Source organism: Azospirillum sp. OGB3 (assembly GCF_014192915.1).
Taxonomy (GTDB): domain Bacteria; phylum Pseudomonadota; class Alphaproteobacteria; order Azospirillales; family Azospirillaceae; genus Azospirillum.
Genome location: NZ_JACHYN010000002.1, coordinates 354970 through 371912, shown reverse-complemented (window position 1 = coordinate 371912; position 16943 = coordinate 354970). Strand labels below are relative to the sequence as shown.

The following is a 16943-nucleotide window of genomic DNA, read 5'->3' as shown; positions in this document are numbered from 1 at the left end:
ACGGCTGTGCGCCGCCCAAAGGGAGAAGGCTCACTTGCCGCCCGCCTGCCCGCGGATGTCCTGGGCGCGCAACCAGCCGGGGGAGCCGGCGGGCAGCAGCTTCTCCGCCCGCTCCGCCTGGAAGCGGGCCATCGGCTTGTCGCCGCGGGCGAAGGCCTCCTCCGCGGTGGCGTAGGCGACCATGCCGGCGTTGCCCTTCATGCTCCAGGCTTGGGCCATCAGCCGCCACAGGAAGGCCGACTGCGCCTGCGTCTTGGACGCCACCTGAAGGTTGCGCAGCGCCTCGTCGGCCAGCCGGCCGTCGTTCTGCTCCATCAGGGAATGGGCCAGCGAGACGCGGATGCTGCCGGCGTCCGGCTCCAGCTCGATCGCCTTGCGGTAGGGGGCGGCGGCGTCCACCGCCCGCCCGTTCTGCAGCATCAGGTCGCCCTTCATCTCGTAGAGGAAGGCGTTCTTCGGCTCCTGGGCGATCAGCCCGTCGACCAGAGGCAGGGCCTGCCGGACCTCGCCGCGCCGGAAATAGGCGTAGGCCCGGCCGTAGCGCGCCACGAAGGACGGGTCGTCCGCCTTGTAGCGGCGCAGCGCCCCGTTGGGGTCGAGATAGGCGTAGAGCTTGGCCTGGATGCGGCGGAACTCCTCGTTCCACTGCGCCGGCACCGGCTTCTTGCCGGCGCGCGACCGCTCCACGAAATTGCGCACCGTCTCGATGCGCTCGCGGGTCAGCGGGTGGGTGCGGCGGTAGCCGGCGTCGCGGTCCACCAGCAGCGGGTCGTCGGCGGCGCCCAGCTTCTCCAGGAAGGTGACCAGCCCCTCCGCCGAGATGCCGGACTGCTCCATGTAGGACAGGCCCGCCTGGTCGGCCGAGGATTCCTGGCTGCGCGAGAAGGACAGGAAGTTCCGCTCCGCCAGATGCTGCCCCAGCATCACGCCCGCCGCACCGGCCCCGGCGTTGCCCGCGGCGATGCCGCCGACGATGCCGATGCCCATGCCGATCAGCGAGGACAGGAAGGCGTTCTCCATCGCCTCCGACCCGCGGACCAGATGGCCGCCGGCGATGTGGCCGGTTTCGTGGGCGATCACGCCGATGAGCTGCCCGGCGTCCTCCAGCCCCAGCAGCAGGCCGGTGTGCAGGAAGATGTTCTGACCGCCGGCGACGAAAGCGTTCATCGTGTTGTCGTTGACCAGGACGATGTTCACGGCGTCCGGATCGATGCCGGCGGCCTGGAAGATTGGCCGCGCCATGTCGCGGATGATATGTTCCGTCTCGGCGTCGCTCAGGAACTGCATCTCCTGGCGCCGCTGCGCGCCCGCGGGCGGCGACCACGACAGAACCATCACGGCAAACATGGCGATGACCGAAACCAGCCTGCTGGGCTTGCGCACCGTTACTTCCTCCGCACACCGGGGCACCGGGCAGCCGGTCAAGATGCCGGTCCGGGCGCCCCATTCCACCCGCCGAATCTGGCAAGGGTTGGGCGCGATTGCCATAGCCGCATCGCTGGTCGGCGGATGCGTCAACGCGAAATACCGCACGGGCGCCCCGGCCCAGAGCTTCGTCGCGGCCGACGAGCCGCGCGCGGCGGAGATCGGGCGCGACATCATCGCCCAGGGCGGCAAGGCCGGCGACGCCGCCACCGCCATGGCGATGGCGATGGCCGTCACCCTGCCCTCGCGCGTCGGGATGACCGGCGGCGGCGTCTGCGTGGTGTTCGACGCCGCGAAGAAGGAAACCCGCACGCTCGACTTCCTGCCCCGCCCCGCTGGCGCCGGCGGCAGCGCCCTGCCCGGCTTCCTGCGCGGCGTCTACGCGCTCCAGGCCTCCACCGGGTCGATGCGCTGGGAACAGGCGGTGGTCCCGGCCGAGCAGCTCGCGCGCTCGGCCCCGGTCAGCCGGGCGCTGGCCCGCGACCTCGCCGACTCCGCCGCCCGCCTGTCCGCCGACCCGGAGGCGCGCCGCGTCTTCCTGCCGACCGGCGCGCCGCTGGCCGAAGGCGCGGCGCTGAGCCAGCCGGAACTGGCCGCCAGCCTGTCGCAGGTCCGACGCAGCGGCATCGCCGCGATGTACGGCGGGCCGCTGGGCGGTGCCGTGGCCCAGGCCGCCGCCATCGACCCCGCGACCATCCGCGGCTTCCAGCCGCGCTGGACCGGCACCGCCGCCGTTCCGCTGGGCATCGTCTCGATGCATTTCGCCCAGCTTCCCGAGACCGACAACGGCGCCGCCCTGGCCGCCGCCTGGAACGCCGCCGCCGGCCTGCCGTCCGACCAGCGCGCCGCCCGCGTCGCCCAGGCGCTGGGCGCCACCGGCAATGGGGCCTCCAACAGCGCTTCCGCGCCCGGCGCCGGTCTCGTGGTGATCGACCATGAGGAGAACGGCGTTGCCTGCTCCTTCACCATGGGGGCGCCCTTCGGCAGCGGCCGCATGGTGCCGGGCACCGGCCTGCTGGCCGCCCGCGGGGTGGACGGCGCCGGCTTCGGGGCGCCCGGCCTGCTCACCAACGCCATCGTCGGCCGCACCCAGTTCGCCGGGGCGGCCAGCGCCGCCGGCAACGACGGCCCCGCCGCCGCGCCAGCCGCCCTGCTGACCGCCGCCCTGCCGGCCGCGCTCGACAAGGAGCCGGGCGCCGCCATCCGCGCCAGCCGCGCCGCGAACGGGCCGGGCCGGGCCACCTTCGTCACCTGCCAGACCTCGATGGAGAGCGGCTGGAAGGAATGCCAGATCGCCGCCGATCCGCGCGCCCATGCCCTGGGCATCCTGGTCGAAACCGAGCGTTGATGTTCAGAAGTCTGGAATCATGAGCAAAGCACCCAAAGTCTCCAAACGGGGCGCCATCCCGCCCTTCTTCGTCATGGAAGTGATGCGCGCCGCCGCCGAGCGCGAGGCTGCCGGACTCGAGGTCCTGCACATGGAGGTCGGGCAGCCCTCGACCGGCGCGCCGAAGGGCGTGCTGGAGGCCGCCCACCGCATGCTCGACGCCGACGTGCTGGGCTACACCGGGGCGCTGGGCATCCCGGCGCTGCGCGCGGCCATCGCCGGCTGGTACCGCGACCGCTACGGGATCGAGGTGCCGGAGCGGCGCGTGGTGGTCACCACCGGCTCCTCGGGCGCCTTCCAGCTCGGCTTCCTGGCGGCCTTCGATCCGGGCGACCGGGTGGCCATGGCCTCGCCCAGCTACCCGGCCTACCGCCACACGCTGACCGCCATCGGGGTCGAGCCGGTGGAACTGCCGACCGGTCCGGAGCACCGCTTCCAGCCGACCATCGAGCTTCTGGAGCAGCTCGATCCGCCCATCCAGGGGCTGATCGTCGCGAGCCCGGCCAACCCGACCGGCACGATGCTGAGCCGCGAGGAGTTGACCGCGCTCGCAAACTGGTGCGACGCCAAGGGCGTGCGCCTCGTCTCCGACGAGATCTACCACGGCCTGACCTACGGGCCGGAGGCCGTCACCGCCGCCGAGGTCAGCGACAGTGCGCTGGTGGTGAACAGCTTCTCCAAATACTTCTCGATGACCGGCTGGCGGCTCGGCTGGATGATCGTGCCGGACGACCTGATCCGCTCGGTCGAATGCCTCGCCCAGAACCTGTTCATCTCGGCCCCCAGCCTGTCGCAGGCCGCCGCGGTCGCCGCCTTCAGCTGCACCGAGGAGTTGGACGGCCACGTCGCCCGCTACGCCCGCAACCGCGAGCTTCTGCTGAGGGAACTGCCAAAGGCCGGCTTCGACAAGCTGGCTCCGGCCGACGGCGCCTTCTACATCTACGCCGACGTGACGGAGATGACCGACGACAGCGAGGCCTTCTGCAAGCGCATCCTGGCGGAGACCGGCATCGCCTGCACCCCGGGCGTCGACTTCGACCCGGCCCGCGGCCTCCGCTTCGTGCGCTTCAGCTTCGCCGGCTCGGAAGAGACCATCGCCGAGGCGGCCCGGCGGCTGATCGCCTGGAAGAGGTAGGTGGCCCCTTTCAGTCCTCGCACCGGGCCCTCACCCCGGCCCTCCCCCGCTGCGCAAGGGAGGGTGCCTTCTGCGAAGCGGCGGCAGTCCCCTCCCCTGCGTTAGCGGGGGAGGGTTAGGGTGGGGGCTTAACGCGACCACTTTGCCAAGCAGCCGCCGGCGAAGACCTCAGTACGCGTATTCCTTGAACACCGGGTCGACGCTGCCGCCCCAGGAGCCGTTGAACTTCGCCAGAAGCTCGTCGGCCGGGGTCTGGCCGGATTCGGCGATGTCGAGCAGCGTGTTCAGGAAATGCGCCTCGTCGTCGCCCCAGTTGTCGTTGCGGGCGCGCCGCGCCAGACCGCCGCGGGCGATCTCCAGCACCTCAAGCGCGACCTCCCGCACCGTGCGGCCGCGGAAGGGGGTGCGCAGGGCGTGGCGCGGCACCTCGGCGCGCAGGTGGGCGCGTTCCTCCGTCGTCCAGCCCTTCACGAGGTCCCAGGCGGCGTCCAGCGCCTGGCTGTCGTAGAGCAGCCCGACCCACAGGGCCGGCAGGGCGCACAGGCGGCGCCACGGGCCGCCGTCGGCGCCGCGCATCTCCAGATACTTCTTCAGACGCACCTCGGGGAAGGAGGTGGTCATGTGATCGGCCCAGTCGGTGATCAGCGGGACCTCGCCCGGCAAGGCCGGCAGGCGGCCCTGCATGAAGTCGCGGAAGGACTGGCCGGAGGCGTCGATGTACGTGCCGTCGCGGTAGACGAAGTACATCGGCACGTCGAGCAGGTAATCCACGTACCGCTCGAACCCGAAGCCGTCCTCGAACACGAAGGGCAGATCGCCGGTGCGGTCGGGGTCGGTGTCGGTCCAGATGTGGCTGCGGAAGCTCTGGAAGCCGTTCGGCTTGCCCTCGGTGAAGGGCGAGTTGGCGAACAGCGCCGTGGCGATGGGCTGAAGCGCCAGGCTGACCCGGAACTTCTTCACCATGTCGGCTTCCGACGCGAAGTCCAGATTCACCTGCACGGTGCAGGTGCGCATCATCATGTCCAGGCCGAGCTTGCCGCGCTTGGGCATGTAGTCGCCCATAATCTTGTAGCGGCCCTTGGGCATCCAGGGGATCTCGTCGCGCCGCCACTTCGGCTGGAAGCCGAGGCCCATCATGGCGATGCCCAACTCGCCCCCGATCTCCTTCACCTGATCGAGGTGGCGGTGCACCTCGGCGCAGGTCTGGTGCAGGGTCTCCAGCGGAGCGCCGGACAGTTCCACCTGCCCGCCCGGCTCCAGCGTGATGTTCGCCATGCCCTGGGTCAGGGCGATCAGGTTCCCCTTCTCCTCCACCGGGTCCCAGCCGAAGCGCTGCAGGCGGGTCAGCAGTTCGCCGATCCCGTCCGGCCCCTCGTAGGGCAGCGGCCGGTGGTCGGAGACGCGGTAGGCGAATTTCTCGTGTTCGGTCCCGATGCGCCACTGGTCGGCCGGCTTGTTGCCGGATTCCAGATAGGCCGCCAATTGGCGGCGGTCGGTGATCGGTTCACCACGCGTCTGCGGAGGTGCGGACATGGAAGCTCCCGCTTTCAAAAAGTCTGAATTGGCCAACGAGTCAAACGGCCCGCTTCGGAACAGCGGCGCGTCGAGCGGCCCTTACTCCCCCACGGTGGGGTCGGCCGGCGCGCGGAAGGGCGGTCGGGTGTCGCCGCCGTCCGCCGTCCAGTCCCCCGCAAGGGCCTGCCAGCAGGCGAGCGCCGCGACCACCGCCGTGTCGGCCCGGAGAATGCGGGGCCCCAAGCCAACGGGAACAACAAAGGGGAGTTTGCAAATTTCGTCAAGTTCGGACTGCGCAAAGCCGCCCTCCGGCCCGATCAGGAAAGCGGCGGGGCCGCGCGGTCGGGCGCGGACGGCCTCCGCGATGGGGCGTACGTTCCCGGCCTCGGCGCACAGGTACAGCGTACGTTCCGCCGGCCAGCCGGCCAGCGCCTTGTCCAGAGGCAGGGGGTCGGCCATCTCCGGCACGGTCAGCCGCTCCGACTGTTCGGCAGCCTCGATGGCGTTGGCCCGCAGCCGGTCGGTGTTGACGCGGTTGGGGTCGGTGCGGCGGGTGAAGACCGGCCACAGCCGGGACACGCCCAGTTCGCTGGCCTTCTCCGCCACGAAATCGATGCGCCCGCGCTTAATCGGGGCGAACAGCAGCCACAGGTCCGGCCCGGCCGCCTGGAGACGCCGCTGCGCCGTCACAGTGAGCGAGCACCAGCCCTTGCCGAAACCGTCGATGGCGGCCAGCCATTCGCCGTCCAGCCCGTTGAAGACGGCCACGACGTCGCCCTTGTCGAGCCGCAGGACATGGCGCAGGAAATGCGCCCGCTCGGGGTCGAGCCCCACCGCCTGTCCCTCGCCGAGGGGGCTGTCCACATAGAGGCGGGTCTTCGGTTGGTTTGCCATGGCGCGAGGTCTCCGGTGTGCGGCGCCGACTATAGCGATAACGCTCCGGGGCGGAAACGGCCCAGCCTTGCGGGGAACCACCCCCCGCCGCTACCTTGCCTCCCGGCTTTCTTCCCTTCCCTGTCCGCAATCCTAATTACTGGGTCCGCCATGACCAGCCCCGCCTCCCCCGCCCCCGGCGAGTTCACCGACATCCGGCGCGGCGACTGGATCGACCGCTTCGCCCCGGCGGCGGTCCGTCCCTATCTGCGGCTGGCGCGGCTGGACCGGCCCATCGGCACGTGGCTGCTGCTGTTTCCCGGCTGGTGGAGCATCGCGCTGGCCGGATCGGGGCCGCTGCCCGACCTCTGGCTGATGGCCCTGTTCGCAATCGGCGCCGTGGTGATGCGCGGGGCCGGCTGCACGGTGAACGACATCCTCGACCGCGACTTCGACGCGATGGTGGAGCGCACGCGGACCCGCCCGATCCCCTCCGGGCAGGTGTCGGTTCGCCAAGCGCTGGCCTTCCTTGCCGTCCAACTCCTGATCGGGCTGGCGGTGCTGGTGCAGTTCAACCCGTTCACCATCGGGCTCGGCGTGCTGTCGCTGGTGCTCGTCTTCACCTACCCTCTGATGAAGCGCATCACCTGGTGGCCACAGGCCTTCCTGGGGCTGACCTTCAACTGGGGCGCCCTGATGGGCTGGACCGCGGTGCGCGGCGAATTGGAGTGGCCGGCGCTGGCGCTGTACGCGGCGGGAATCGTCTGGACGCTGGGCTACGACACCATCTACGCCCACCAGGACAAGGAGGACGACGCGCGAATCGGCGTGAAGTCCACCGCCCTGCGGCTGGGCGACCAGAGCAAGATCTGGATCTACGGCTTCTACACGCTGACCTTCGTGGGAATCGGCATCGCCGGGCGTCTGGCCGGGCTGAGCGGGATGTTCCTGCCGCTGCTCTCGCTCGCCGCGCTGCAACTGTCCTGGCAGGTGGCGACCTGGAACCCCGACGATCAGACGGACTGCCTGACGAAGTTCAAGTCGAACCGCTGGTTCGGCTGGCTGGTGCTGGCGGCCTTCCTGGCCGGAAAGATCTGAGGCGGCCTGGGACTTGGAGGGAGGTTAGCGCGTCAGCTCGGCGACGGTGCTGTCGACGGAGCCCGGCTTGCGCGGCGGCAGGACCGCGCGGACGCCCTCGGTGGAAGCGACCATCTCGACGCCCTTCTGGAAGGCCGGCTGGGTCGGCTTGCGGGCCGGCAGCACGGCGACCGTCATCACCGGCTGAGCCGTCTTCGCGGCCGTGCCCTTGCCGGAGAGGGACAGCGACGCGGTCAGCACCTGCGGCTTGCGGCCCGGAACGGCGACGGCTTGGCCCTTCAGGGAAGCTTCCATCAGGCGCGGCCCGGCGGCGGGCTTGGGCGCGGAGCGGCCCTGCGGGGCGACGGCGAAGGTGCTGCCGATGCCGGCGCCGCGGGAGTCGGCCTGACGGATCTCCGCCTCCTCGCCCTCCGGCAGGATGAAGCCGTAGGTGGTGTAGACGCGCAGGCCGAGCTGGTCCGACGGTTCGTGCCAAACGCGGACGGCCGACCAGTCGTTGCGCGGCGACACGTCAACCACGCGCATGTTGCGGCGCAGCCCGCGACCGTCGAGCCAGGAGTGATCGACCTCGATGGTGCGGCGGTCGATGATGTGGCTGACCAGGGAGACATGGCCGCGGCCCAGCCGCTGCGACCGCTTGAAGACGAGGACGGAACCGAGCGCCGGGCGCTGGTCGCGCTCATATTGCTGGTTGGCGGCGGTGTTCCACCACGTCCAGGCATCGCCCCGGATGTCGAAATCCGATATGGAGCGCACCGTACGGACGCAATCGCCGTCCTGGGCCTGGGCTTGGGATATGGTGAACGGGCTGAGAGCGATGAACGCCGCGAACGATGCGCAGAGTGCAATCCCTTTCGACCGCATATCAGCCCCATGCCCTTTGTTTTTCTCCTTTCGAACGGGTAACACGGGACAGCAGGTGTGTCTACTCCGTTTGAATTATGTAACCAAAACCGGTTGTGGATAGATCATCCACCCCCGCGCAGCTCCGGTGAGAGTCCAGTTATGAACAACTTTTCTCAAATCGACTTCATTCGCTCCAACACGGTCGTAACGCGGACTCCATTGCTGCCCGAAATCGCGCTGCATCTGGCGACGGAAATCACGCCGCTGTGGGAAGCTACGGAGGATTCTTTGAAGGAGTCCAATGTACCACCGCCCTATTGGGCCTTTGCTTGGCCAGGCGGCCAGGCGGTGGCCCGGCTGGTGCTCGACCGGCCGGAGCTGGTGGCGGGCAAGTCGGTGCTGGATTTCGCCGCCGGCACCGGGCTGGTCGGCATCGCCGCGATGATGGCTGGCGCGGCGCGCGTGCAGTCCTGCGACATCGACCGCTTTGCCCTGTCCGCCATCGCCCTGAACGCCGAATCCAACGGAGTCGACGTGAAGCCGGTCAGCGCCGATCTGGTGGACCGCCCCCTGCCCGGCATCGACGTCGTCCTGGCCGGCGACGTCTGCTACGAGAAGCCGATGGCCGACCGGGTGACCGCCTGGCTGCGCGCAATCGCCGCAACCGGCACGCTGGTCCTGTTGGGCGATCCGGGCCGCGCCTATGTCCCGCTCAGCGGAATCGAGCGGGTCGCGCAGTACAGCGTCCCGACCTCCCTGGAACTGGAGGACCGCGAGATGCGCGAGACGACGATCTGGCGCCTGCTGCCGGAGACCTGAGCCATGACCGCGACCGCCCCGCGCAAGGGCGCTACCCGGATGGCCGACATCCCGCCGGAGGTGCTCGCCGACCTGAACGCCGGCCGGCGCGAGACCGCCACGCTGGCCGAGTCGCTGGCCATCGACTTCGCCGCCCTTCTGGCCGCCGCGGTTCCGGAAGCGGCGGGCGCCGTCGTTTTCGACCCGCAGGAGGGCGTGACCCGGCGCATGGCGGCGGCGGGGAGCGCGGCCATTGATCGCCTTGGCCCGGGCGCCGTGGAGCGGTTGGCCGCCCACCCCTCCGACACGGTGCGCGGCTGGGCCTGCTACGCGCTGGCGGCGGCCCCCGGCCTGACCCTGGCGGAGCGGCTGGAGCGTGTCCGCCCGCTGGCCGACGACCCGCATTTCGGCGTGCGCGAATGGGCGTGGCTGGCCCTGCGCCCCCACATCGCCGCCGCCATCGACGAGTCGCTGGCTCTCCTCACGCCATGGACCGCCGAACCGTCGGAGCGGCTGCGCCGTTTCGCCAGCGAGGCCACCCGGCCCCGCGGCGTCTGGTGCGGCCACATCGGGGTTCTGAAAAGCGACCCGGCGCGCGGCCTGCCGGTCCTCGACCCGCTGCGGGCGGACGGCGCGCGCTATGTCCAGGATTCGGTCGCCAACTGGCTGAACGACGCGGCGAAGAGCCAGCCCGGCTGGGTGCAGGCGCTGTGCGCCCGCTGGGAAACGGACAGCCCCGCCCCAGAGGCCACCCGCCGCATCGTCCGCCGCGCTCTGCGCAGCGTGAAGGAACCCGCGTGAGGCGGCACCTCACCCCTTGACGCGGCGCCCTCCAGGCCGATGCTAGGCGCCCTCTCCCGATCCGACCCCATCGCATCCGAACGGACCCTCGACCATGCCCTACACCTCGTTGCGCGACTTCATCGACCGGCTGGAGAAGGCCGGGCGGCTGGTGGTGGTCCGGGAGCCGGTGTCCACGGCGCTGGAGATGACCGAGATCCAGACCCGCCTGCTCGCCGAAGGCGGCCCGGCCGTGCTGTTCGAGAACGTCATCAAGGCCGACGGCACCCGCTCGGAGATGCCGGTGCTGGTCAACCTGTTCGGCACGGTGGAGCGCGTCGCCTGGGGCATGGACCGCGAGCCGCACGAGCTGCGCGGCGTCGGCGAGACGCTGGCCTTCCTGAAGCAGCCGGAGCCGCCGGGCGGCTTCCGCGAGGCGATGGAGCTGATCCCGCTCGCCAAGACCGTGCTGTCGATGAAGCCGAAGACCGTCGGCTCGGCCCCCTGCCAGGAGGTGGTGCTGACCGGCGACCAGATCGACCTCGGCCGCCTGCCGGTGCAGAGCTGCTGGCCGGGCGAGCCGGCGCCGCTGATCACCTGGCCGCTGGTCGTCACCAAGGGGCCCACGGCCAAGCGCGAGGATGATTTCAACCTCGGCATCTACCGGATGCAGGTGCTGGGGAAGAACAAGACGATCATGCGCTGGCTGAAGCACCGCGGCGGCGCGCAGCACCATCACCGCTGGCAGGCGAGCGGAAAGCGCGAGCCGCTGCCCTGCGCGGTGGTGCTGGGCGCCGATCCCGGCACCATCCTGGCCGCCGTCACGCCGGTGCCGGACACGCTGTCGGAATACCAGTTCGCCGGGCTGCTGCGCGGCAAGAAGGTGGAGCTGGTGGACTGCAAGACGGTGCCGCTGAAGGTGCCCGCCCAGGCCGAGATCATCCTGGAAGGCCATGTCAGCCTGGACGAGTACGCCGACGAGGGGCCCTACGGCGACCATACCGGCTATTACAACTCGGTCGAGCCCTTCCCGGTCTTCACCGTCACGGCGATGACCATGCGGCGCAACCCGATCTACCTGTCCACCTTCACCGGCCGCCCGCCCGACGAGCCGTCGGTGCTGGGCGAGGCGCTGAACGAGGTCTTCATCCCACTGCTGACCCAGCAGTTCCCGGAGATCGTGGATTTCTGGCTGCCGCCGGAAGGCTGCTCCTACCGGATCGCCGTGGTCAGCATGAAGAAGGCCTATCCCGGCCACGCCAAGCGCGTGATGATGGGCGTCTGGTCCTTCCTGCGCCAGTTCATGTACACGAAATGGGTGATCGTCGTGGACGACGACATCGACGCGCGGAACTGGAAGGACGTGATGTGGGCGATGAGCACCCGCATGGACCCGGCCCGCGACATCACGGTGATCGAGGGCACCCCCATCGACTATCTGGACTTCGCCAGCCCCGAGTCGGGCCTGGGCGGCAAGGTCGGGCTGGACGCCACCAACAAGTGGCCGCCGGAGACCAAGCGCGAATGGGGCCAGAAAATCCGCATGGACCAGGACGTGGTCGACGAGGTGTCGCGCAAATGGGCGTCCTACGGTCTTCCGGGCAGCGGGACCCCGATCTGGAAATGAGGCGTTAAGGGACGGTCCGCACCCTCCAGGGAAGCCCCGCCATGCCCAGTGACATCGCCAGCCCCCTCGCCACCATCCGCCTGATCTTCCGCGACGGCGGCGAGACCGCCGGAGACCTGTCGGTGGCGGAGCGGGCGGGAGACAACCTGTTCGTGGCGTCGGACGAGGGTGCGCGGGTTGTCCGCATGATGGCCGAGGAGGGTGGAACCCTCTACCGCCAGGACGCCGACTTTTCCCTGTCGGAGTTCTTCGCCCTGCCGGCGACGACCCCGGGAGAGGACGAGGCGGACATCGAGGGCATGGCCATCGCCGGCGGCTGGCTGTGGGTCACCGGCTCCCACGCGCTGGCCCGCAAGAAGCCGGAGCGGGAGGAGAACGGCACCGAGGCGGCGCTGGAGCGGCTGACCGAGGTGCGCTGCGACCCCAACCGCTTCCTGCTCGGCCGCATCCCGCTGGTCACCGAGGCGGACGGGCGCCTCACCCCAGTCCGCCGCGACGGCAAGCGCGCCGCCGGTTGCCTGAAGTTCCGCAAGGGCGGCAACGCGCTGACCAAGGCGCTGGCGGAGGACGAGCATCTGGCCCGCTTCGTCGCGATTCCCGCCAAGGAGAACGGCTTCGATGTGGAAGGGCTGGCCGCCCACGGCGACCGGGTCTGGCTGGGGCTGCGCGGCCCGGTGCTGCGCGGCTGGGCCTGCATCCTCGAACTGGCGGTGGAGGACCACTCTGAGGTCGAGGAGCGCCTGCGGCTGCGCCCCATCGGGCCAAACGGCGAGAAGGTCCGCAAGCATTTCGTCGACCTGAACGGTCTGGGCATCCGCGAACTGACCTTCGACGGCGAGGATCTGGTCATCCTGGCCGGGCCGACCATGGACCTGGACGGTCCCGTCGCCCTGTGGCGCTGGACCGACGCCCTGTCCGTCACCCACGAGACCGTCATCCCGCGCGACCGGCTGGTTCCCCTGCTGAGCCTGCCTCACGGCAAGGGCGACGACCACGCGGAGGGCATCGCCTGCGTCCGCCGCGACGGCGCCCCGCCCGCCGTTCTGGTGGTCTATGACAGCCCATCCAAAGCGCGCCTTCACGGCGCCGGGACCACCGCGGACCTGTTCGCCCTGCCCTCCCGCTACGATCCGGCCAACGCCTTCCGGGCGTAGCGGCTGTCCTGCTATGGGCAACAATCAGTGCATAATTAAGCTGATTATCCCGACCGCGGACACCGCTATTCTTGGCCTCAGACGACAACGGCCCCGACGCGGGGCACACGCAGAGACCAGGAGACCACGCCATGAACGCCGACACCGCCGCCATCGACAACCGCACCGCCCCCTACGCCGCCTTCCTGCTGCGCGTCAGCCTGGGCCTTCTGTTCATCGCCCACGGCCTGATCCTGAAGGTCTTCACCTTCGGCATCGCCGGCACGGTCGGCTACTTCGAGAGCCTGGGCTACCCCGGCCTCTTCGCCTATCTGGTCATCCTCGGCGAGATCGGCGGCGGCCTGCTGCTGGTGGCCGGCGTCTTCACCCGTTGGATTTCGCTGGCCCTGCTGCCGATCCTGATCGGCGCAACGCTCCAGCACACCGGCAACGGCTGGGTCTTCTCGGCCCAGGGCGGCGGCTGGGAGTTCCCGGTGTTCTGGACGGTTCTGCTCGGCGTGCAGGCCCTGCTCGGCGACGGCGCCTTCGCCCTGAAGCTGCCGATTGCCGGCCGCGACACCCTTCAGAGCCGGCTGGCCTGACCTCGAAACAAGAACCGGCGCGCGGCGCGCGGGAGGGCACCAGCCCCCGCGCGCCGCCGCGTTTGCGTCCAAACCGCGCCCGACCTGAGGCGATATGCCCCTTCCTCTTCTTCTCCGCGCTCCCATTTGCTAGACAAGCCGGAGACCTAGCGGAGACCGTAATGCCCGTTTCGACCACCTCGCAACCCGACGTGCTGACCCTGCTGGACGATCTGATCCGCAAGGCGAAGGGTGCCGGGGCCGATGCCGCCGACGCCGTGCTGTTCGACAGCGCGTCCCTGTCGCTGAGCCAGCGTTTCGGCAAGACGGAGAAGCTGGAGCGGTCCGAGTCGGGCGATTTGGGCCTGCGCGTCTTCATCGGCAAGCGGCAGGCCATCGTCTCCTCCACCGACCGCAGCGCCAAGGCGCTGGACGAGCTGGTGGAGCGCGCCGTCGCCATGGCCCGCGTGGTGCCGGAGGATCCCTTCTGCGGCCTCGCCGACCCGGAGCAGATCTACACCACGCTGCCCGACCTCGACGTGTGCGACCCGTCGGAGCCGTCGGCGGAGCTGCTGATCGAACGCGCCCGCATCGCCGAGGAGGCCGCGCTGGCGGTCGAGGGCGTCACCAACTCCGAAGGCGCCGACGCCGGGTGGAGCCGCTCCACCATCGCCATCGCCGCGTCCAACGGCTTCACCGGCAGTTACGGGGTGTCGCGGCAGTCCCTCTCGGCCTCGGTGCTCGCCGGGACGGGCACGGGGATGGAGCGCGACTATGATTACGACAGCAAGGTCTACGGTTCCGACCTGCGCGATCCGGCGTCGATCGGGCGCGAGGCCGGCGAACGGGCCATCCGCCGCCTGAACCCGCGCCGGGTGAAGAGCTGCAAGGTGCCGGTGGTGTTCGACCCGCGCGTCTCCCGCGGACTGCTGGGCCACCTGACCGGCTCGATCAGCGGGCCGAGCATCGCGCGGGGCACCAGCTTCCTCAAGGACAAGATGGGCCAGCGGATCTTCGCCGCTGGCATCACCATCGTGGACGATCCGCATGTGAAGCGCGGCTTGCGCTCCCGCCCCTTCGACGCGGAGGGCATCGCCACCACCCGCCGCAACCTGATCGAGGACGGGCACCTGACCACGTGGCTGCTCGACCTGCGCTCGGCCCGCCAGCTCGGCCTGTCGACGACCGGCCACGCGGCGCGCGGCACCTCCGGCCCGCCGGGCCCGGCCCCGGCCAACGTCTACATGGCCCCGGGCGCCAAGAGCCGCGACGAGCTGCTGGCCGAGATCCCCAACGGCTTCTACGTGACGGAGCTGATGGGAACGGGCGTCAACGGGGTGACCGGCGATTACAGCCGGGGTGCGGCCGGCTACTGGATCGAGAACGGCCAGATCGCCTACCCGGTCACCGAGCTCACCATCGCCGGCAACCTGAAGGAGATGTTCCTGAACATGGAGCCGGCCAGCGACCTGGAACTGCGCTTCGGCATGGACGCCCCGACCATCCGCATCGACGGTCTGACGATCGCCGGCCTGTGAACGCAACGGGAGGCGCCTTTCGGCGCCTCCTCCTCGTGTCAGCGGACCACGCCGCGGACGATGTCGGCGATGGTGCCGTGAACCGCGTCGAGGATCAGCATGTCCGCGCCGGCCAGGATGCATTCCCAACCGTTCATGCACACCGGCACCCGCTGGCGCAGCTCGACCGGCGCCATTTTCTTGGCGATGCCCGGCGGCAGCGGCTGACCGCGCGCCAGCTTCTTGGCGATCCCCGGCGGCAGGGCCGTCGTTCCGACCGGATGGGCGACGAAATAGTCGCGGATGATCGTCGCCTCGCCGCGCGACACCGCGCCACGGGAACCGCGCGGCGACTCGCCCTGCGCCTTGCCGTGCCCTCCACCGGGGCCCCCCGCCCAATCGGGCTTGTCCGCCAGCGCCGGGCTTGCAACGGACAGCATCGCCAGAAGCGCCAGCGCGGCGCGCCCGCTCCGGAGCCGCATCCCATTTCCATTCATGATCCGCATTCCCTTGCCGGCCGACGGTGAGCCGCAAGCGTATCCCGCCCGCGGCTCTACCCCTATCGGATTAGCCGCTGGCGTCGCCGTCGGCCTGTGGCAAGAGCGGGATATCAGACCGTCACGCTCATCGGACCGCCGGCGCTGCGCACCGACAGGTTGGGCAGGAAGTCGCGGAACAGCGACAGGCTCTTCAGGTCGGACACATAGCCCGTGCCCTCCCCGCCCATCGTCTTCCCACCGACGCTTTTCATCACGTCGGCGGCCTTCGCGTCCTGGGCCTCCAGCGCGTCCTTCAGCACGGAGGCGAGCGCGCCGCCGTTGCCCAGGCGCTCCATCGCCGCGCCGGTTTCCTTCGTCGTCTTCTCGTAGCTGAACTGCAGCGCGGCGCGCTGGACCGACCAGTTGACGGACTGCTTCTCCTCCTGGCTGGCCTCGTCGAGGAACTTCACCCCGGCGCGGTAGGCGGCGGCCTTGTCGGTGCCGAGGGGGTCGGCACCGTCCATCGCCTGCTTCTGCTGGCGGGCCATCATGGACTGCGCCGCCTCCTGCTCGTTCTTGGAGAAGGTTCCGTCCTTGTTGCTGGCGATGGCGTAGAGGCTGCGCCGCTCAAAGCCGCCGAACAGCCGTTCCACGTCCTTTCCGGTCGGGTCGGCGTAGTTCACCCCCTTCCCTTCCTTCGCCATGGCCGTGTAGGTGGCGTCCAGCGAGTCGCGGGCGTCCTGGATGACCTTCGCGAAGCCCTGCAGCCCCGGGGTCTGGCCGGTGGTCAGCACCGTGGTGGGTGGCGGCGGCAGACCGGCGGCCTCCGCCTCTGCCTTGGCGGATGGCTCATACTCCTCAGGAAGGGGTTGATTCTTGTCGACCTTGCCACGCCCGACGCCGGGAATGTTCACGTCCGCGGCGTACTCCGCGAGGCCATTGGCGTAGAGCGTTGCCTTGAAACCCAGGTCATACATGAGCTTGGCGGCGGCCTTTCCCTTCTCATTGTCCGGCCCCAGCAGCCCGCCCTCGCCACCTTCCACTTCGCCAGCGAAATCGAGCTTTTCGAACTCCTCCTCTCCCTTGTCCCGCATGTTCACAAAGGCCTTGCCATCGACTTTCAAGAGATCGCCGCCGATGGCTTCCTGCAACTCCCGCTCGATGTCCGCCGTCTCCGCCTTGAAGCGGTCATTGGCCGGAGCCATCGCCGCCTGGAACGCCGCGGCGTCCTGGTCCTTTTCAAAGGCCGTGTAGGCCGCGGTCCGCACCTCGTTGAAGGCCGACATGGCCTTGTCCATGCGCTCCGTCTTGGCCTTGAAGGCGTTGCTGGCCAAGGCGGACTTCTCCGCCCAGGCCTTGTCCTCCTCGTCCTGGGGCCGCTCGTTCACATAGCGTTCCTTCACGGCGTTGGTCGCCATTTGACGCAGCCCCAGCGCCACGTCCTTCTCGGTCATTTTGCCGGACTTGACGAAGTCCTCCAGCATCGCGCGGCCCTTGGAGCCGATGGACGCGAAGACCTTGCCCGCCACGCCGGTCAGGGACTTGGCCAGCCCGCTGAGTTCCACGCTGTCCTCACCCTTCAAAGCGGCCAGGGCCGCGGAACCCGCGGAGGACCCGGCGTCGGAGGCCGACTTCCAGGTCCCCTCCGCCTCGGCGGCGGAGCCGGCGGGCTTGAATTTGGTGGCGGTCGCGGTGGCGCTGGCCGTGGTGGCCGAAAACAGGGCGTTGATCGACGTGGACATGACTTCC

Annotated in this window: 15 protein-coding genes; 9 read left to right on the top strand and 6 right to left on the bottom strand. The window is 69.8% G+C overall.

All coding sequences use genetic code 11. The features are described 5' to 3' along the window. Window positions 1-30: 30 nt before the first annotated feature. Complete coding sequence (locus tag FHW79_RS05615) at window positions 31-1383, bottom strand: M48 family metalloprotease (RefSeq protein ID WP_348984055.1); 1353 nt, start codon at window positions 1381-1383, stop codon at window positions 31-33. Between FHW79_RS05615 and FHW79_RS05610 the strand changes: the two genes are divergently transcribed. Both FHW79_RS05610 and FHW79_RS05605 read left to right on the top strand, forming a co-directional pair. Then, window positions 1352-2773 (top strand): gamma-glutamyltransferase, encoded by a 1422-nt coding sequence (locus FHW79_RS05610; RefSeq protein ID WP_247884183.1) that lies wholly within the window; start codon window positions 1352-1354, stop codon window positions 2771-2773. The genes FHW79_RS05615 and FHW79_RS05610 overlap by 32 nt on opposite strands. Window positions 2774-2792: 19 nt before the next feature. Then, window positions 2793-3947: a pyridoxal phosphate-dependent aminotransferase gene (locus tag FHW79_RS05605; RefSeq protein WP_183178021.1), complete on the top strand. Its 1155-nt coding sequence runs from the start codon at window positions 2793-2795 to the stop codon at window positions 3945-3947. A gap of 168 nt (window positions 3948-4115) precedes the next feature. On the opposite strand, the gene FHW79_RS05600 is transcribed toward FHW79_RS05605, so the two are convergent. Beyond that, window positions 4116-5480 carry a glutamate--cysteine ligase gene (locus tag FHW79_RS05600; protein ID WP_183178020.1) on the bottom strand — a complete coding sequence of 455 codons (1365 nt, stop codon included), beginning with the start codon at window positions 5478-5480 and terminating at the stop codon, window positions 4116-4118. Between the two features lie 81 nt (window positions 5481-5561). Next, window positions 5562-6356 (bottom strand): 16S rRNA (uracil(1498)-N(3))-methyltransferase, encoded by a 795-nt coding sequence (locus FHW79_RS05595; protein ID WP_183178019.1) that lies wholly within the window; start codon window positions 6354-6356, stop codon window positions 5562-5564. Window positions 6357-6506: 150 nt separating this feature from the next. Between FHW79_RS05595 and ubiA the strand changes: the two genes are divergently transcribed. After that, complete coding sequence (gene ubiA, locus FHW79_RS05590; protein ID WP_183178018.1) at window positions 6507-7433, top strand: 4-hydroxybenzoate octaprenyltransferase; 927 nt, start codon at window positions 6507-6509, stop codon at window positions 7431-7433. Window positions 7434-7457: 24 nt separating this feature from the next. Here ubiA and FHW79_RS05585 read toward each other — a convergent pair whose 3' ends face one another. Beyond that, entirely contained in the window at window positions 7458-8189 is a 732-nt protein-coding gene (locus FHW79_RS05585; protein ID WP_348984054.1) for a CHAP domain-containing protein, read from the bottom strand. A 249-nt stretch (window positions 8190-8438) separates the two neighbouring features. Here FHW79_RS05585 and FHW79_RS05580 point away from each other — a divergent pair, with 249 nt between their 5' ends. The 6 genes from FHW79_RS05580 (at window position 8439) to FHW79_RS05555 (ending at window position 14736) form a co-directional block, all read left to right on the top strand. Then, window positions 8439-9098, top strand: coding sequence for a 50S ribosomal protein L11 methyltransferase (locus tag FHW79_RS05580; RefSeq protein WP_183178016.1), 660 nt, complete (start codon window positions 8439-8441; stop codon window positions 9096-9098). A gap of 3 nt (window positions 9099-9101) precedes the next feature. Beyond that, window positions 9102-9878 carry a HEAT repeat domain-containing protein gene (locus FHW79_RS05575; protein ID WP_183178015.1) on the top strand — a complete coding sequence of 259 codons (777 nt, stop codon included), beginning with the start codon at window positions 9102-9104 and terminating at the stop codon, window positions 9876-9878. Between the two features lie 94 nt (window positions 9879-9972). Continuing rightward, window positions 9973-11484: a UbiD family decarboxylase gene (locus tag FHW79_RS05570; RefSeq protein ID WP_183178014.1), complete on the top strand. Its 1512-nt coding sequence runs from the start codon at window positions 9973-9975 to the stop codon at window positions 11482-11484. Window positions 11485-11525: 41 nt separating this feature from the next. Beyond that, a complete protein-coding gene (locus FHW79_RS05565) occupies window positions 11526-12638 on the top strand; it encodes a DUF3616 domain-containing protein (RefSeq protein WP_183178013.1) in 1113 nt (370 codons plus the stop codon). A gap of 131 nt (window positions 12639-12769) precedes the next feature. Continuing rightward, window positions 12770-13219, top strand: a complete 450-nt coding sequence (locus FHW79_RS05560; RefSeq protein WP_183178012.1) for a DoxX family protein — start codon at window positions 12770-12772, stop codon at window positions 13217-13219. Window positions 13220-13380: 161 nt separating this feature from the next. After that, window positions 13381-14736 carry a metallopeptidase TldD-related protein gene (locus tag FHW79_RS05555; protein ID WP_183178011.1) on the top strand — a complete coding sequence of 452 codons (1356 nt, stop codon included), beginning with the start codon at window positions 13381-13383 and terminating at the stop codon, window positions 14734-14736. 38 nt (window positions 14737-14774) lie between these two features. On the opposite strand, the gene FHW79_RS05550 is transcribed toward FHW79_RS05555, so the two are convergent. Together FHW79_RS05550 and FHW79_RS05545 are read right to left on the bottom strand one after the other, a co-directional pair. Further along, entirely contained in the window at window positions 14775-15197 is a 423-nt protein-coding gene (locus FHW79_RS05550; RefSeq protein WP_183178010.1) for a hypothetical protein, read from the bottom strand. 128 nt (window positions 15198-15325) lie between these two features. Next, window positions 15326-16936: a hypothetical protein gene (locus FHW79_RS05545; protein WP_183178009.1), complete on the bottom strand. Its 1611-nt coding sequence runs from the start codon at window positions 16934-16936 to the stop codon at window positions 15326-15328. Window positions 16937-16943 lie beyond the last annotated feature (7 nt).

Excerpts from the sequence above, each read along its gene's own strand:
- FHW79_RS05580 (WP_183178016.1), top strand. The coding sequence starts at position 8,439 with ATGAACAACTTTTCTCAAATCGACTTCATTCGCTCCAACACGGTCGTA.
- FHW79_RS05545 (WP_183178009.1), bottom strand. The coding sequence starts at position 16,936 with ATGTCCACGTCGATCAACGCCCTGTTTTCGGCCACCACGGCCAGCGCC.
- FHW79_RS05575 (WP_183178015.1), top strand. The coding sequence starts at position 9,102 with ATGACCGCGACCGCCCCGCGCAAGGGCGCTACCCGGATGGCCGACATC.
- FHW79_RS05595 (WP_183178019.1), bottom strand. The coding sequence starts at position 6,356 with ATGGCAAACCAACCGAAGACCCGCCTCTATGTGGACAGCCCCCTCGGC.
- FHW79_RS05560 (WP_183178012.1), top strand. The coding sequence starts at position 12,770 with ATGAACGCCGACACCGCCGCCATCGACAACCGCACCGCCCCCTACGCC.
- FHW79_RS05565 (WP_183178013.1), top strand. The coding sequence starts at position 11,526 with ATGCCCAGTGACATCGCCAGCCCCCTCGCCACCATCCGCCTGATCTTC.
- FHW79_RS05610 (WP_247884183.1), top strand. The coding sequence starts at position 1,352 with ATGACCGAAACCAGCCTGCTGGGCTTGCGCACCGTTACTTCCTCCGCA.
- FHW79_RS05600 (WP_183178020.1), bottom strand. The coding sequence starts at position 5,480 with ATGTCCGCACCTCCGCAGACGCGTGGTGAACCGATCACCGACCGCCGC.
- FHW79_RS05570 (WP_183178014.1), top strand. The coding sequence starts at position 9,973 with ATGCCCTACACCTCGTTGCGCGACTTCATCGACCGGCTGGAGAAGGCC.
- FHW79_RS05555 (WP_183178011.1), top strand. The coding sequence starts at position 13,381 with ATGCCCGTTTCGACCACCTCGCAACCCGACGTGCTGACCCTGCTGGAC.
- FHW79_RS05550 (WP_183178010.1), bottom strand. The coding sequence starts at position 15,197 with ATGCGGCTCCGGAGCGGGCGCGCCGCGCTGGCGCTTCTGGCGATGCTG.
- ubiA (WP_183178018.1), top strand. The coding sequence starts at position 6,507 with ATGACCAGCCCCGCCTCCCCCGCCCCCGGCGAGTTCACCGACATCCGG.
- FHW79_RS05605 (WP_183178021.1), top strand. The coding sequence starts at position 2,793 with ATGAGCAAAGCACCCAAAGTCTCCAAACGGGGCGCCATCCCGCCCTTC.